The 14,456-nt window shown below is 53.8% G+C and carries 16 protein-coding genes; 14 read left to right on the top strand and 2 right to left on the bottom strand.

Going from position 1 to position 14,456, the window contains the following annotated elements; all coding sequences use genetic code 11:
• Window positions 1–5: 5 nt before the first annotated feature.
• From ACLGLO_RS02185 to ACLGLO_RS02215, 7 genes are all read left to right on the top strand, one after another.
• On the top strand, window positions 6–257 hold the full coding sequence (locus tag ACLGLO_RS02185) for a MoaD/ThiS family protein (RefSeq protein WP_492128765.1): 252 nt from the start codon (window positions 6–8) through the stop codon (window positions 255–257).
• 68 nt (window positions 258–325) lie between these two features.
• Window positions 326–1,396, top strand: a complete 1,071-nt coding sequence (locus ACLGLO_RS02190; RefSeq protein WP_492129116.1) for a tungsten cofactor oxidoreductase radical SAM maturase — start codon at window positions 326–328, stop codon at window positions 1,394–1,396.
• A 62-nt stretch (window positions 1,397–1,458) separates the two neighbouring features.
• Window positions 1,459–2,385 (top strand): GTP 3',8-cyclase MoaA, encoded by a 927-nt coding sequence (gene moaA / locus ACLGLO_RS02195; protein ID WP_492128766.1) that lies wholly within the window; start codon window positions 1,459–1,461, stop codon window positions 2,383–2,385.
• A gap of 4 nt (window positions 2,386–2,389) precedes the next feature.
• A complete protein-coding gene (gene moaC, locus ACLGLO_RS02200; RefSeq protein WP_492128767.1) occupies window positions 2,390–2,845 on the top strand; it encodes a cyclic pyranopterin monophosphate synthase MoaC in 456 nt (151 codons plus the stop codon).
• On the top strand, window positions 2,829–3,062 hold the full coding sequence (locus ACLGLO_RS02205) for a hypothetical protein (RefSeq protein WP_492128768.1): 234 nt from the start codon (window positions 2,829–2,831) through the stop codon (window positions 3,060–3,062). The genes moaC and ACLGLO_RS02205 overlap by 17 nt, the downstream gene beginning before the upstream one ends.
• A 3-nt stretch (window positions 3,063–3,065) precedes the next feature.
• A complete protein-coding gene (locus tag ACLGLO_RS02210) occupies window positions 3,066–3,533 on the top strand; it encodes a molybdenum cofactor biosynthesis protein MoaE (RefSeq protein ID WP_492128769.1) in 468 nt (155 codons plus the stop codon).
• A complete protein-coding gene (locus ACLGLO_RS02215; protein ID WP_492128770.1) occupies window positions 3,530–4,006 on the top strand; it encodes a MogA/MoaB family molybdenum cofactor biosynthesis protein in 477 nt (158 codons plus the stop codon). Before ACLGLO_RS02210 ends, ACLGLO_RS02215 begins: the two co-directional genes overlap by 4 nt.
• Before the next feature lie 15 nt (window positions 4,007–4,021).
• Here ACLGLO_RS02215 and ACLGLO_RS02220 read toward each other — a convergent pair whose 3' ends face one another.
• Window positions 4,022–5,992, bottom strand: coding sequence for a molybdopterin biosynthesis protein (locus tag ACLGLO_RS02220; protein WP_492128771.1), 1,971 nt, complete (start codon window positions 5,990–5,992; stop codon window positions 4,022–4,024).
• 263 nt (window positions 5,993–6,255) lie between these two features.
• Here ACLGLO_RS02220 and thsA point away from each other — a divergent pair, with 263 nt between their 5' ends.
• The 7 genes from thsA (at window position 6,256) to ACLGLO_RS02255 (ending at window position 14,083) form a co-directional block, all read left to right on the top strand.
• On the top strand, window positions 6,256–7,917 hold the full coding sequence (thsA, locus tag ACLGLO_RS02225) for a thermosome subunit alpha (protein ID WP_492128772.1): 1,662 nt from the start codon (window positions 6,256–6,258) through the stop codon (window positions 7,915–7,917).
• Window positions 7,918–7,985: 68 nt separating this feature from the next.
• Window positions 7,986–8,276 (top strand): DNA-directed RNA polymerase subunit K, encoded by a 291-nt coding sequence (locus ACLGLO_RS02230; RefSeq protein WP_492128773.1) that lies wholly within the window; start codon window positions 7,986–7,988, stop codon window positions 8,274–8,276.
• Window positions 8,277–8,403: 127 nt separating this feature from the next.
• Complete coding sequence (locus tag ACLGLO_RS02235) at window positions 8,404–10,428, top strand: DNA topoisomerase I (protein ID WP_492128774.1); 2,025 nt, start codon at window positions 8,404–8,406, stop codon at window positions 10,426–10,428.
• 37 nt (window positions 10,429–10,465) lie between these two features.
• The gene (locus tag ACLGLO_RS02240; protein ID WP_492128775.1) at window positions 10,466–11,362 is read left to right on the top strand and encodes a ribose-phosphate diphosphokinase; all 897 of its coding nucleotides are present in this window, start codon (window positions 10,466–10,468) and stop codon (window positions 11,360–11,362) included.
• Between the two features lie 51 nt (window positions 11,363–11,413).
• The gene (locus ACLGLO_RS02245) at window positions 11,414–12,424 is read left to right on the top strand and encodes a TRM11 family SAM-dependent methyltransferase (RefSeq protein WP_492128776.1); all 1,011 of its coding nucleotides are present in this window, start codon (window positions 11,414–11,416) and stop codon (window positions 12,422–12,424) included.
• Complete coding sequence (locus ACLGLO_RS02250) at window positions 12,421–13,197, top strand: ribonuclease Z (RefSeq protein WP_492128777.1); 777 nt, start codon at window positions 12,421–12,423, stop codon at window positions 13,195–13,197. The genes ACLGLO_RS02245 and ACLGLO_RS02250 overlap by 4 nt, the downstream gene beginning before the upstream one ends.
• A gap of 31 nt (window positions 13,198–13,228) precedes the next feature.
• Window positions 13,229–14,083: a TIM barrel protein gene (locus tag ACLGLO_RS02255; protein ID WP_492128778.1), complete on the top strand. Its 855-nt coding sequence runs from the start codon at window positions 13,229–13,231 to the stop codon at window positions 14,081–14,083.
• Window positions 14,084–14,086: 3 nt separating this feature from the next.
• Here ACLGLO_RS02255 and ACLGLO_RS02260 read toward each other — a convergent pair whose 3' ends face one another.
• A complete protein-coding gene (locus ACLGLO_RS02260; protein WP_492128779.1) occupies window positions 14,087–14,374 on the bottom strand; it encodes a 30S ribosomal protein S26e in 288 nt (95 codons plus the stop codon).
• Window positions 14,375–14,456 lie beyond the last annotated feature (82 nt).

Genomic DNA, 14,456 nt, shown 5'->3' on the forward strand with positions numbered 1-14,456 from the left:
TTGAAATGATCCATGTTAGAGTATATGCCATGCTGATAGATATTGTGGGATCGAGAAGCCTTGAAGTTGAGGGGGCAAAAACTGTGGGAGAGCTGATAGATCTGCTCGACTCTCGCTACCCCGGATTCAAGAAAGAGCTGGAGAAGGGCTTCCTCATTCTGGTGAATGGGGTGAACGTGCTTCACCTGAAGGGTCTAGATACTGAAATAAAAGATGGAGACACTGTGGTGATCTTCCCTCCGGTCGGCGGTGGCTGAAATTGGACCAGCTGGAGCACAGGTTTTTTCTCTGGGATGCCGAGGTAGTTGTGAGACCAAAGCTCGACATGCACTACCTCTATCTCGAGATAACCAGCAGGTGCAACCTGAACTGCAAGATGTGCTTCAAGCAGCACTGGGAAGATAAAGACGGTGACATGAGCTTCGATCTGTTCTTGAAGATCTTGAAGGATGCCGAGGCTTTTCCCGAGCTTAGGATGATCATATTCGGCGGCATCGGTGAGCCTCTTGTCCACCCGAGATTTTTGGAAATGATGAGGGAGGTGAAGAAGAGGGGATACGCTCTCGGAATAACGACCAACGGGACGCTTCTGAGCAACAAGCTGATCGACGAAATTGTAAGGAATGATGTGGATCTCGTCTACTTCTCCATGGACTCGCTCCCGACGCAACCCACTCTTCCATCGCTGGGTCATCTCTCCTCCCTCCTCGTGGATTCGAGGATAAGGGAGCTGATCAGGCGGATAAGAGAAAATTCTTCCGGAAAGCCAACCGTTTCTGTAACGACTGTCGTGACGAAGGAGAACTACAGAGACCTGCCTAAGCTTGTCAGATACTTGAGGGACATAGGCGTGGACTCGGTTCTCGTAACGAACCTACTTCCGCTGAGCGAAGAGCAGAAGGACGATATAGTTTACGATGGGAGCGTCGATATGGAAAAGATAGTTGATGAAGTTGAGAAGATCGCTACCTACGGGATATACGTGAAGCTGCCCAACTTCAGGCTCACTACTGAGAGGAGGTGCGAGTTCGACGAGAACAATGCAGCAGTGATCAGGTGGGATGGTGAGGTCTCTCCGTGCTACAGGTTCCTCCACACTTACTACGAGTACATCTTCGGGAGGAAGAAGAAGGTCAACGCCTATTCATTTGGAAATGTGAAGGAGAGGAGCCTCGCGGAGATCTGGATGAGCAGGGAATACTCGAGGTTCAGGTTCATCATGAAGAACTACATGTACCCTTCCTGCATCGACTGCCCCCTGAGGGATTCCTGCGATTTTGTAAAAACCACGGATGTGGACTGCTGGGGGAACTCTCCGAGCTGCGCCGACTGCCTCTGGGCGAGGAGGATAGTCATGTGTCCCGTTCCTACGTATATATACGGCAAATACCTATAGCAGTCCTCAGAATCTTCAAGTGAAAGTTTGGGATCTCATGAAATGCGAGAGGATGAGCTCCATTGGAAGCATGTGTGTTGAGAGACAGATTCAACAGGTGCGTCAACAGCTACAGGCTTGTGGTCACAATGAGGTGCAATTACTCCTGCATCTTCTGCCACAGAGAGGGGATAACCTCTTCGCCAAGAAATGAACTGATGGATCCCTCCGATTACGGCTTCCTAGCTGAGGTTTCCGTTAAGTTTGGAGTGAAGGACTACAAGATAACTGGAGGTGAGCCCCTGATCCGGGATGACATAGGAGAGATAGTGGCGGAAATCAGCAAAGCGGGAGGGAGGGTAACAATGACTTCGAACGGCTCGCTCCTCGTCGATAGGGCTAAAGCCCTGGCTGAAGGGGGGCTAGAGAGGATAAACGTGAGCCTTCACTCCCTCCGCGAGAGCACCTATGCATATCTTACTGGGGGATCCAGGAGCCTGAGGAGGGTTATTGAGGGGATAAAGATGGCGGAGGAGTACGGCATAAAAGTGAAGCTCGACTTCGTTCTGATGAATTCCAATGCAGATGAGCTGAGGAGCATAGTGCAGTTCGCATCCAGCATTGGAGCGGATGTGAACGTTATAGAGCTCATTCCCCTGGGAACGCCTCCAGCAGTCTACTCCAAGGAGCACTTCCCCCTCAACGGCCTCGAGGGCCTGCTGGGAGATCTGGTCGAGAATGTTGAGGTGAAGGCATTTCAGAACCGCCCCAGCTACAGGCTGTCCACAGGCATAGAAGTCACGTTCGTGAAGGGATACGGCAACCCCTCCCTGTGCGAAGGCTGCACGAGGCTCAGGGTAACCCCCGATGCTAAGTTCAAGACCTGCCTCTTCGTTGAAGATCCGTATGTTGATTTTTTAGAGCCCATGAAAAGAAGAGATGGAGAGGCGCTGGCCGCGGCCCTTCGCAGGGCCGTTGAGCTCAGGAAGCCTTTCTTCAGGAGAGAGTGAGAGCATGGGAATAAAGATGGTGGATGTCGGCGGGAAGGGCGAGGTCTACAGAGAGGCGACAGCAGTTGGAAAGATCAGGCTGAAGAGAGAGACGATAGCTATGATAAGAGAGGGGAAGGTCGAGAAGGGAGACGTGCTTTCGGCTTCAACCCTAGCAGCTATAATGGCCGTGAAGAGGACACCTGAGCTCCTCCCGCTCACCCACAACATTCCAATAAGCGGCGTAGACGTGAAGTTCGACTTCGAAGATGAACGAGTTGCGGTCTACGTTACCGTGAGAGCGCACGCGAGGACCGGGGTTGAGATGGAGGCTCTGGCAGGGGTCTCCGCCGCTCTCCTGAACATCTGGGACATGGTTAAGAAGTATGAGAAGGATGAGATGGGCCAGTACCCCAGCACATGCATAGAGGAAATAAAAGTCCTGAAAAAGGTGAAGGGTGAAAATGAAGGTCAGGGTTAGGGGGATCTCGATATACTCCGACATAATCGGCGGCATAAAGGAAGTTGAAGCTGAAGAGGGAGCAGAGGCGAGGCAGCTCGTATTGAAGCTGATACCGCCCGGAGCAGAGAAGGAGTACGGCCTCGTGATATTCATAAACGGAAGGCCTTCAAGCCCAGAGAGGAGAGTAGAGGAGGGCGATCTCATAGAGATCGCTCCAAGGTTTTCCGGAGGGTGAGAGATGGTTGTCATCTTTGCGAAAGCGACGGAGGATCCGGAAGATTTGAAGCTCGAGAGGGTCGTGGAAATCTTGAAGGCAGGCGATGAGATGGGGGAAGTCGGAGGCATAGCCTCTTTTCTCGGAACCGTCAAGAGATCAGTGGAAGATGGGGGCAAGGTGAACGAGCTGGTGTATGACAGCATAAGGAGCGCTGCAGAGGAGGCGATGAAGAAGATCGCGGAGGAGGAAGCAATGAAGTGGGGGCTGAAGGGGATTGCAGTGGTGCACAGGATCGGCAGGCTGAAGCCGGGAGATCCCACGATGCTTGTAGCTGTTGCAGCTGCCAGCAGGAAGCAGGCTTTCCCAGCCCTCGAGGAGACAGTGGAGAGGGTGAAGAGCGAGGTTCCAATATTTAAGCTGGAGAGGAGGGAAGATGGAGATTACTGGATCGTCGGGGAGAGGAAGAGGGTGAAGAGGGGAGGCGGATGATAGAGATAGTGGTCGTCAGCGATAGAGTCGCTTCTGGAGAAGCAACCGATGAAAGCGGCGCCCTGGCGAAGAGAACATTCGAGCAGCTTGGGTATGCCGTAGATTCAATGAAGTATATTGGGAACAGCTACAGGGACATAGTGAGGGCTGTGAGGGAATCGAGGAGCAGGGTTCTGGTCTTCATTGGAGGAACGGGACCGAGCCCGAGGGACATAACGGTGGATGTCCTGGAGAGCCTTGCTTGGAGGAAGCTCCCAGGATTTGGAGAGCTCTTCAGGCTCAAATCGCTCGAGTCAGCTGGCATCAGCGCTATTCTATCCAGGAGCGAGCTCTTCATCCTCCCCGATGGAAAGGTGGCAGTGGTTCTGCCTGGTTCGAAGAACGCTGTTGAGGTGGGCATCAGCATTTTCAAGGATGTTCTGAACCACCTCCTCGAGGAGGTAGACAGGTACGAAGGCCCCCACAGAAAGTGAGAGTGAGCAGAAAGATCAGCAGCAGACTGCTCTTCCTGCTGCCTCATCGATCTCATAGCCGTGGTATCTCTCAGCGATCTCCCTCAGCCTTCCGCTCCTGAGGAGCTCTATCAGCGATTTCACGGCTCCTTTTTCCATGCTATCCTTCAGAACTGCGAAATCATAGCGCTCTTCGGCAACCTCCCTGTAGTCGAGATTGTACAGGAAAGCTGCGTGCTCAATGCATATGCCCGCATCCGCCCTCCCCTGAGCAATGGCAGCGGCAACGGCGTTGTGATTGGGGGCTTCATACTCGTATCCTTTGAGCTTTCTCGAGAGCTCTTCCTTCTTCACCCCCATTCGCTCAGCCAGCCTGCTGAGCATTGTGTCGACGTATGCTCTAGTTCCAGAGCCAACATTCCTGTTGACGAATCTTTTTCCTCTCTCCATAAGCTCCTCAATTCCGCTCACCTCCTCCCCCTTCCTGTACGCCAGAACGAGCTTCCTCCTGTACCCCCTTATCAGCACGGCCTTCTCCCTGAGCTCTTCATCCGCCCTCAAAAACGGGATGTTGTACTCTCCGGTTGCTGGGTCTAGGAGGTGGATAGGTGCGATGTCGATGACTCCCTTCTTGAGGAGGGAGAGCCCCCTGAAAGATCCTACGAAAGCCATTCCAACTCTTTCTAGAAGGCCGAGCTCCCTAATGATCTCGGGCAGGAGGAGATCGTGGCTCCCGACGATGAGAGCTTCCTTCCAAAGGGATCCTCTCCTGGCCAGCGGAGCAACGTAGATCGGGGTTCCATCCTCAACGACTTCCACATCTTCCGGAAGTATCGCAATAGCATCGGTTCTCATGAGGGCTGAAACGCTGCCTGACTGATAGGGTAGGGGGACTGCGAACAGCCTTTCCCCAATTCTGCTCAGCAGCACGGGTAGAACCCATGTCTTCCCGAGCCCCTTCCTCAGCTTCCCGGAAAAAAGCACCTTCATCTTCAGATCCTTCGGCTGGGCGCCCATCATTTCCATTAGCATAGGCTCCACGAGGAGGATCATGTTGGAGAGGGCTGAGAGGGGGAAGCCCGGGAGGCCTATGAGGAGCTTCCTCCCCGAGGCTGCTATAACTGTGGGCTTTCCAGGCTTCATTCTCAGCCCGTGGACGATTATTTTTCCCAGGTCCTGAAAGACCCGATAGACCACATCTCTCTCTCCGGCAGAGGTTCCTCCGCTCGTTATGACAACGTCGCTCCCCTCGAGGAGCTCCTCGGCCTTTTTTCGCATTGCTTCATAGTTATCCGGGACGAGGCCTGCGAAAAGCGGCTTGATTCCCATGGAGTAGAGGTAGGAAATGACCATCCTGCCGTTTGACTCATATATCTTTCCAGGACTAAGGGGAGATCCAGGCTCCACGAGCTCGTCTCCCGTCGATAGAACCGAAACCCTCGGAGCCCTGTAGACTTCTATCTTGTCTATGCCGAGAGAGCTGAGCACAGCGATCTTCTCCGCCGACAGTATGCTCCCCTTCGGAAGTATCAGCTCCCCCTTCGCTATGTCCGAACCAGCAAAAGAGATGTTCTCTCCGGGAGCAACGGATCTCCTGACCTCGACGGATTCGCTGCTCAGCTTAACCGTGTGCTCCTCCATCACGACGGCGCTGGCGCCCCTGGGAATTGCTGCCCCAGTGTCTATTTCAACGGATTCTCCTTCTCCAACTTCGAGTGAGGGTGGTACCCCGATCCTCTGCACTCCCTTGAGCCTGAGCCTGATCGGATGAAGCTCGTCTGCCCCTTCAACGGACCTGGAGTTAACTGCATATCCGTCGACCTCGCTCCTGTCGAATGGAGGGTAGTCGATGGGCGAGTAGATGTCAACTGCGAGAACCCTATTGACAGCATCCTCCAACCTCACAGCCTCGGTGCCAAGAGGCGAAAGGAGCCCCTCTCTCCTTACGGCTTCGAGAGCTTCTTCAGGAGAAAGCAGCGTGTGGAAAATCTTCCTTCCCGCTTCCAACAGCTCTGCACCCGTTCAAATCTGCGGGTCGAAGGAAAAAATAATTAACGTATTGGTTCTGTGCACGGCGTTTCGGGATATGGAGGAAAGGAAGGGGAGGAGAACAAGCACGCTGGCCTCATCCGATGAGCTCGAGAAGCGAAGCTGGAGTGAGACTGTTGAGATTAGCGAAAAGTTTTTATAGAAGTAGATTTATGATTTAAGTTGAGTTCGTCTTGATAGAGAAATGCATCTGCATAACGAACGCTTGAGGTGATACAATTATGAGCTACGGTGTACCCGTACTTATACTGAAAGAAGGAACGCAGAGAACAACTGGAAGGGACGCTCTCAGAGCAAATATCATGGCCGCGAGGGTTCTCTCTGAGATCCTGAAGACCAGCCTTGGGCCTAGGGGCCTTGACAAGATGCTGGTTGACAGCTTCGGAGACGTCACCGTGACGAACGACGGCGTCACGATAGTTAAGGAGATGGAGGTCAACCACCCAGCAGCAAAGCTGCTAGTCGAGGTGGCTAAAGCTCAGGACGCTGAAGTTGGCGATGGAACAACAACCGCCGTGGTCCTGGCAGGCGCTCTGCTGGAAAAGGCGGAGTTCCTCCTGGATCAGAACATCCACCCGACCCTCATCATGGAGGGGTACTCGAATGCGCTGAGCAAGGCTATCGAGATTCTGGACAGCATTGCCGTCAAGGTCTCCACTCAGGACGATGAGCTGCTCAAGAGGCTCATAAAGACCTCGATCTCTAGCAAGTACATTGGAAGCGGTGCTACTCAAGAGAAGCTCACCGAGCTGATACTTGAGGCTGCGAAGGCTGTTGCTGAACCAATTGAGAACGGCGGAGGCTTCAATGTGAGGCTCGATAACGTAAAGATAGAGAAGAAGAAAGGCGAATCCCTCACCGACTCGATACTTGTGAGGGGAACGGTTCTGGATAAAGAGGTCGTGCATCCAGGCATGCCGAGGAGGGTCGAGAACGCCAAGATAGCACTGCTGGATGCTCCGCTCGAGATAAAGAAGCCCGAGATTTCAGCCAAGATAAACATAACAAGTCCCGAGCAGATGAGGGCATTCCTGGAGGAAGAGACCAAGCTCCTCAAAGAGATGGTTGACAAGATAGCCGAAGTTGGAGCAAACGTCGTGATATGCCAGAAGGGAATAGATGATGTTGCGCAGCACTTCCTCGCCAAGAGAGGAATACTGGCCGTGAGGAGGGTGAAGAGGAGCGATATGGAGAAGCTCGAGAGGGCCACTGGAGGAAGGATCGTCACGAGCATTAGGGACCTCAAGCCAGAAGATCTTGGAGAAGCTACCCTTGTAGAGGAGAGGAAGGTAGGAAACGACAAGATGGTCTTCGTCGAGGGAGTCAAGAATGCGAGGAGCGTGACGATACTGCTCAGAGGAGCCAACGACATAATACTGGACGAGGCCGAGAGGAGCATTAATGATGCCCTGCATGTGCTCAGGAACGTCATGAAGGATCCGAAGGTCATCGGCGGAGGAGGTGCTCCGGAGATAGAGCTGGCTCTCCAGCTCAGGAAGTACGCCATGACCCTTGGCGGAAAGAAGCAGCTGGCAGTGGAAGCTGTTGCAGACGCGCTTGAAACCATACCCATGATCCTCGCTGAGACGAGCGGTCTTGATGCACTCGACGCCTTGATGAAGCTGAGGCAGCTCCACAGCGAAGGTAAAGTCCAGGCAGGGATAAACGCCATCACGGGAGAAATAGTGGAGAACACATTCAATGAGAACATCATTGAGCCTATAATAGTGAAGAAGCAGGCTGTCAAGAGCGCCGTGGAGGCAGCAATAACGATATTGAAGATCGACGACTTGATCGCTGCTCAGCCGCCGAAGAAGGAGAAGGGGAAGGAAGGAGAGGAAGGGGGAGCCCCCGGCTCAACTCCCAAGATGCCAGAGTTCTGAAAACTTTTTAATCTCCTCAACTTCATAACCATATTTTTGTTCTGTTGCTGTTTTTGGGGGTTCACTTTATGAGCTTCACGATTCCCAAGAGCGTCGAAGAAATAATTCCTCCGAAAAGGCTTACTAGATTCGAGCGAGCCAGGATAATAAGCGCTAGGGCTCTGCAACTTTCGCTCGGAGCGCCGCCATTCATAGACCTTTCAGGAATTCCAAAGGACCCGATATACATAGCAGAGAAGGAGCTGGAAGAGGGGCTCCTTCCCATAACAGTGGCGAGGTGGCTTAGGGGGGGAGTCAAGCAGCTGATACCTGTTAAGTGGCTGATTGAAGCGGAGAAGAAGTCCAAGCTTGGAAGATAAAGAGAGGATCTCTCCGCTCTCTGGGAAAAATGAATCTCTCATCGCTTCTTTTTGAATAAGCTTTTTCTCGAGATTGCTAAATTAGGGGCTTGAATGCAGAAGAGCGGGCAGAGGATGTGCTCAACTCATGCCGAAATCTGTGCGGAAGAGCTGCTCTGACTCTATAGAAGACGGATTCGTGCTGATAATTTCAGAGAAGCCAAAGGCTGGAGCAGCGATCTCCAGGGCTCTCTCCAAAAATGCGGAGGAGTGCAGGGAATATGGCGTGCCTTACTGGGTCTTCAAGAGAGGATCGGAGACTTATGTGGTCGCTAGTGCGGCAGGCCATTTATTCTCTCTTTCGACAAAGAAGAGGGGTTTTCCTGTTTTCGAGTACGAATGGGTGCCCAGGTGGGAGGCCGAAAGGGGATCTGGGCACTTGAAGAAGTTTTACAGTGTTCTTTCGAAGCTGGCCAGGAGGGCTTCCGCCTATGTGAATGCATGCGACTTCGACATTGAAGGCTCAGTCATAGGATACATGATAGTGAAGATGCTCGGCAACGGATCCAGGGCCTTCAGGATGAAGTACTCAACGCTCACGGAGGAGGAGCTCAGGGCGGCATTCTCCTCTCTATCAGATCTGGATTGGGAGATGATAGAAGCTGGAATCTGCCGCCACGAGCTGGACTGGATTTGGGGAATAAACCTGAGCAGGCTGCTCAGCTGGATAAACTCTCTTGCAGGAGAGAAGAGGGTGCTGAGCTCTGGAAGAGTTCAGACCCCGACGCTGGTCGAAGCAGTGGAGAGGTATTTCGACTTCCTGACCTTCATCTCGCCGCCCAAGTTTGCGCTGAGGGCGGAGCTGTCCTTCAGAGGCGATAAGTTTTCATCAACCCACGCCGATTCTCCCTTCAATCTTAGGCAGGAGGCCGTCGAGAGGAGGGAGAAGATAGTGAGCGCCGGCTATGGAGTTGTTGAGAAGGTTGAGATCAGCAAACAATCCCTCCGCCCGCCTCCTGCCTTCAATCTGGGAGAGCTCCAGTACGAGGCTTCCAGAGTCTATGGATTCTCTCCAAGCTACACACAGCGCTTGGCTGAAGAGCTCTACCTCGACGCCCTCATAAGCTATCCTCGAACCAACAGCGAAAAGCTCCCCCCTTCCATCCCGCACAGAAAGATACTAAGCGAGCTCTCCCAAATCGGTGATTACAGAGGGGCCGCATCTGCTGTGCTCAGAAGAGGAGAGCTGAGTCCAGTGCAGGGAGAAAAAGAAGATCCTGCGCATCCAGCCATATATCCGACCGGAAAGAGACCGGTGGGGGTCAAGGGGGACCAATTCAAGCTCTACGACCTGATAGCCAGGAGATATATAGCGGCATTCATGGAAAGCGCGCTGATCGAGAGGCAGGAGGTCCAAATCTCTGCCGGAGGAGAGAGGCTTATAGCACAGTTCAGAGCTCTTGTGAAGGCTGGGTGGACCTCAATCTACCCCTTCTCGGCGGGAAGAGAGAAGGCTCTTCCTCTGAAGGAGGGGGAAAGAGTCGAGGTTGTCTCCGCGAGAGTGCAGGCAGTATTCCAGGGAAAGCCGAGGCTTCACACGAAGACCTCGCTGCTGAAGTGGATGGAGAGGGAGGGCATAGGAACAGAGGCTACGAGGGCCCAGATAATAGAAACGCTCTTCAAGAGGGGGTATTTGGTTCAGGCTGGGGGAGGAGTGAGGCCTACCAGGCTCGGCATCGCTGTGGCGCTCTTCTTGAAGGAGAAGTTCCCGGACATAACCAAAACGGAGCTGACCAGGAAGTTCGAAGAGAGGCTCTTCAGAATAAGGGAGGGAAAAGAGGGGAGGGAAGAGGTGGTGAAGGAAGCGAGGGAGTTTCTGGAGGGCGAGCTCAATAAGGCGCTGAGGCTCGAGAATGAGCTGAGCAGCTATATGAAAAGCTACATGTCTCCCGAGCAGAAGTGCGAGCTCTGCGACCTCCCGGCCCTTGATGGTGGACTGTGCATAGTACACCAGAGGGCTCTCGCGAGGATTGCTGACAGCATAGAAGAGTGGAAGAAGGCATATGGTGAGGATGAGGACAAAATTCTGAAGAGGATGGCGAAATCTTCTTCGGTTGGAAGGGCAGTGAGAGAGGTCGCAAAGGGCATATTAGAGAAGAGGATAGTTTTTTAGCCATGCTTCATATTCCAAATTGCATGGTGGTCTTCACTTGGACCAGGTCCTTTTATGCGGAACGAAATCGCAGTGGTTCTGCAGCAGCTTAGCGAAGGAGCTGGGCGCAGAGATCGTTGGGCTGGAGAGCAAGAAGTTCCCGGATGGAGAGAGCTACGTGAGGGTGGAGGGAGATGTTGCAGGGAGGGAGGTAGTCCTAGCGCAGTCGCTCGCTCCACCCCAGAACGATTCCATTTGGGAGCTCCTGCTCATCATGGAATCCCTGAGCGAAGGTAGGGCGAGGAAGATCGTTCTCTATATTCCATATATGGCTTACAGCAGGCAGGACAGGGCCTTCATAGCAGGGGAGCCCGTGAGCGTGAAGGCCCTGCTGCAGATCCTGTCCTTCATGGGAGGGAGCTCCCTGGTAACAATCGACATACACAAAGAGAAATCGCTCATCTACTTCAGGGGGAAAGCATACAACGTGATTCCAGAGGAATCCCTCTCTGCAAAGATAATGAGCGTTGTCAGGGATCCTCTTGTCGTGGCGCCTGACGCTGGAGCGCAGAAGAGAGCATCGTCAATAGCGAGAAGGCTCGGAGCGCCTCTCGCCGTCCTCAGCAAGAGGAGGGACCTCAAGACTGGGGAGGTTGAGGTCAGCGCCGAGGGGATCGAGGTGGAGGGCAGGAGCGCAGTCATCGTTGATGACATCCTGAGCACCGGGGGGACAGTGGCTAAGGCTGCATCTCTCCTGAAGAGCTCCGGGGCGAAGGAAGTGTATGTTGCCGTCTCTCACGCCCTGATGGTGGGGGAGGCGCAGAGCAGGCTGAGGAGCGCGGGAGTTTCGGAGGTGATCGCTGCAAACACCCTTCCTCCAATTCAGGGTGTGGAGTACTTCGATGTCTCAAGAGAGGCTGCGGCATACATAAGAGAGGCCCTGGGCTCTTCGTGAGGGAAAAGTTAATAGCGAGGGCCTCAAAAGAGCAGCCGAGGAATCCTGGATTTGGGCGAGCTCTTCTATGCCGACATATCTGAGAAGTTTCCGTGCCTGAGCAGAGCCGAGCTCGTCTCCCTGCTGGAGAAGGAGAAGGGCTTCAGGGAGGTCTACCATTTCACAGGACTCGCTCTCTTTGAGCTGGAGAGCAGGGAAAGCTTAGTTCTCGCTCAGCGGAGATCCTCGACCATCAGATCAGTCGGAGCTGTGAGCATAGCTCTGGATGCGCTAGGAAGGATCTGGCACCTGAAGTGCGTGGAAAGCTTCGGAGACATCCGCGTCAAGAGGGTGCAGGGAATGAACAGAAAAATGAAGAGGGAAGATGCCGCTCGGGCGGTCGAAAAGGTGCTGAAGGAGAGGTGCGGTGCGGAGAGGAGGAGCAGCGCGGACCCCATCGATGTCTACATGTCAGAGGGGGTAATAATAGCCGGAGCGCCGATATCGAGCGAGGGGAAGGGAGATGTGATGGGAAGGAATCCACACAATCTCCCGTTCTACAAGCCAGGAGCTCTGAACCCCTGGTATGCCAGGCTGCTGGTGAACTTGGCTTCTCCTGGTCATGGAGAAAAGCTCTACGATCCGTTCTGCGGAACTGCAACAATTCCTCTTGCCGCTTCAGAGGTCTGGACGGGGCTAGAGCTCCTCTGCAGCGACATAAGGCGGGATATGTGCGCTGGGGCTAGAAGAAATCTGGAGGAGCTCTCCGGGGCTCCCTTCGAAGTCTTCAGGGCCGATGCCTCGCTCATCCCAGCGAGGAGCGGCGCCTTCGATTTCGTGGTGAGCGACCCTCCATATGACAGGTCTGTGAGGTCTCTCTATTCCGAAGCGGCGGATCTCCTCTCGAAGACGCTCTTCCAGCTTTCAAACCTCCTGAAGAGCGGTGGGAGGGTGGTAGTTTCAGTTGACGAGCAGATAGCCAGGAGGCTCTCTATTCCGAGCGAATTCGAGCAGAAGTTCAGGTGCCCCATGTACGTGCACAACAGACTGACGCGAACAATATTGGTGCTGGTGAGGAAATGAGCGACTCCTGGCTAGTCTTTCTCGGCACTTCGGCAGGGGTACCGAATAGGGGGAGGAGGTTGCCCTCCATCCTGCTGCAGTACAGGGGGAAGTACCTGCTTCTAGATGCTGGGGAGGGGGCCCAGCTGGCTCTCTCCGAATACGGAATCGGAGCCTCGAGGATAGATGCTGTTCTCGTCACGCACCTCCACGGGGACCACATTTTTGGACTGCCCGGCCTAATCCAGACAATGGGAATGGGGTCAAGGAAGAAGCCCCTGCTCATAATGTCGCCCCCCGGGCTGAGCGAGTTTCTCGAATCATCTTTCAGGATCACAGGCTTTTCGCCTCAGTTCGAAATACAGGTGAGGGAGCCCCAGAGGATCGAGCTGGGAAGCTATGTGGAGATAGTCCCGTTCGAAACCTGCCACACAGCGTCTCCGTCTTTCGGCTACCTCATCATAGGAAAAACTGGGGGAGGAGGGGTGAGGTTCTCCCTCGCGTATACGGGGGACACGAGGCCCTGTGAAAGCTACATCGAAAGGATTAGGGGAGCTGAGATCATTGTGCACGACTCCACATTCAGCGAAGAGCTGCGCGAAGAGGCCTGGAGCTTCGGGCATTCAACAGCTGGGGATGCTGCGAGGATTGCTAAGGAAGCTGGAGCGAAGCTGCTTTTCCTGTTCCACATAAGCAGCAGGTACAGCGATGATGTTGAGGCCCTGGAGATGGAGGCCAGGAGGATCTTCCCAACCACCTACGCCGCGAGGGATGGGATGAAGTTTTATCTCTGAGTTGTACAAGATCTATGAAAGGGGATGCAGTATGGGTTGTGGGAAGCTGAGGTTTGGACCAGCAGGGAAGCCTATTGATCTCTCCGGGGATCTGCTGGAAGCGCCGAGCTTTTTGAGGAGCATCGGGCTGGATGCCATGGAGTACGAAGCTGTGAGGGGGGTGAACATTTCGAGGGAGAGGGCGGAGAAGCTCGGAAGCGCAGCGAGGGAGAGCGGAGTCGTTCTCAGCATGCATGCTCCCTACTACATAAACCTCTCCGCCGTGGAGAGGGAGAAAGTTGAGAGCAGCAAGAAGAGGCTGCTCGATGCTCTGCAGGCTTCAGCTTGGATGGGGAGCTACGTCGTCGTGTTTCACCCTGGGTACTATCTGGACTGGGGGATCAAGGAGGCGGTTTCAAAGGTCATAGAGGCCCTCAAGGAAGTTAGGGAGAGATCCAAGCAGATTGCGGCCGAGGGCGTTTGGCTCGGCCCGGAGACCACGGGAAAAACGAAGCAGGTTGGTTCGGTTGATGATGTCATCGAGATATGCAGAGAGGTGGAGAGGTGCAGGCCAGTCGTTGACTGGGCCCACCTGCACGCCAGGAGCTTGGGGAAGTTCCCGGAAGGTCCGGGGGATGTAATAGCTGTTATAGAGAAGCTCGAGAAGGAGCTGGGGAGAGAAGCCATCGATCCTCTGCACACGCACTTTTCGAAGATAGAGTTCACCAGGGGAGGGGAGAAGGAGCACCACGCGCTCGATGAGAGCTACGGACCGGAGTTCAAGGATGTTTGCGAAGCCTACAGAGAGGTCGGGATCAATGCAGTGATAATAAGCGAGAGCCCGGTTCTCGAGAGGGATGCGATAAAAATGAAGAAGATCTGTGAGGATCTCTGCACCGAAAAGTGAAGCTCACAGCAAGCTCTGCTTTGCCTTCCTCTCCTCTTCTGCTCTGACCTTCACGATTCCCAGATGGATAGCGCAGGAGATGCAGTAGCACTTCCTCACAGGATATCTCGCTATTATTGCTCCCTTCTTCTCGAGCTCCCTAGCTAGTTGTGGCTCAATGGGAGAGTACATCCTCTCCACGCAGATTGCCTTGTCTTCTGGCACTAGCCTTCCGCAGTTATCGCACTGAATTCTCTCTACGTATCCCTTTCCTCCCTTGTGCCTTCCTCTGCTCTCTCTCTTCTTCGGCATTTAGACTATCTCCTCCTGCTGAATGGACAAGCGCGCATCCTTTCTATATGCTCCAGAAGATTTTAAACCTTTGCAGGTGTGA

The sequence above is a fragment of the Fervidicoccus sp. SLHALR4 genome (assembly GCF_058692745.1).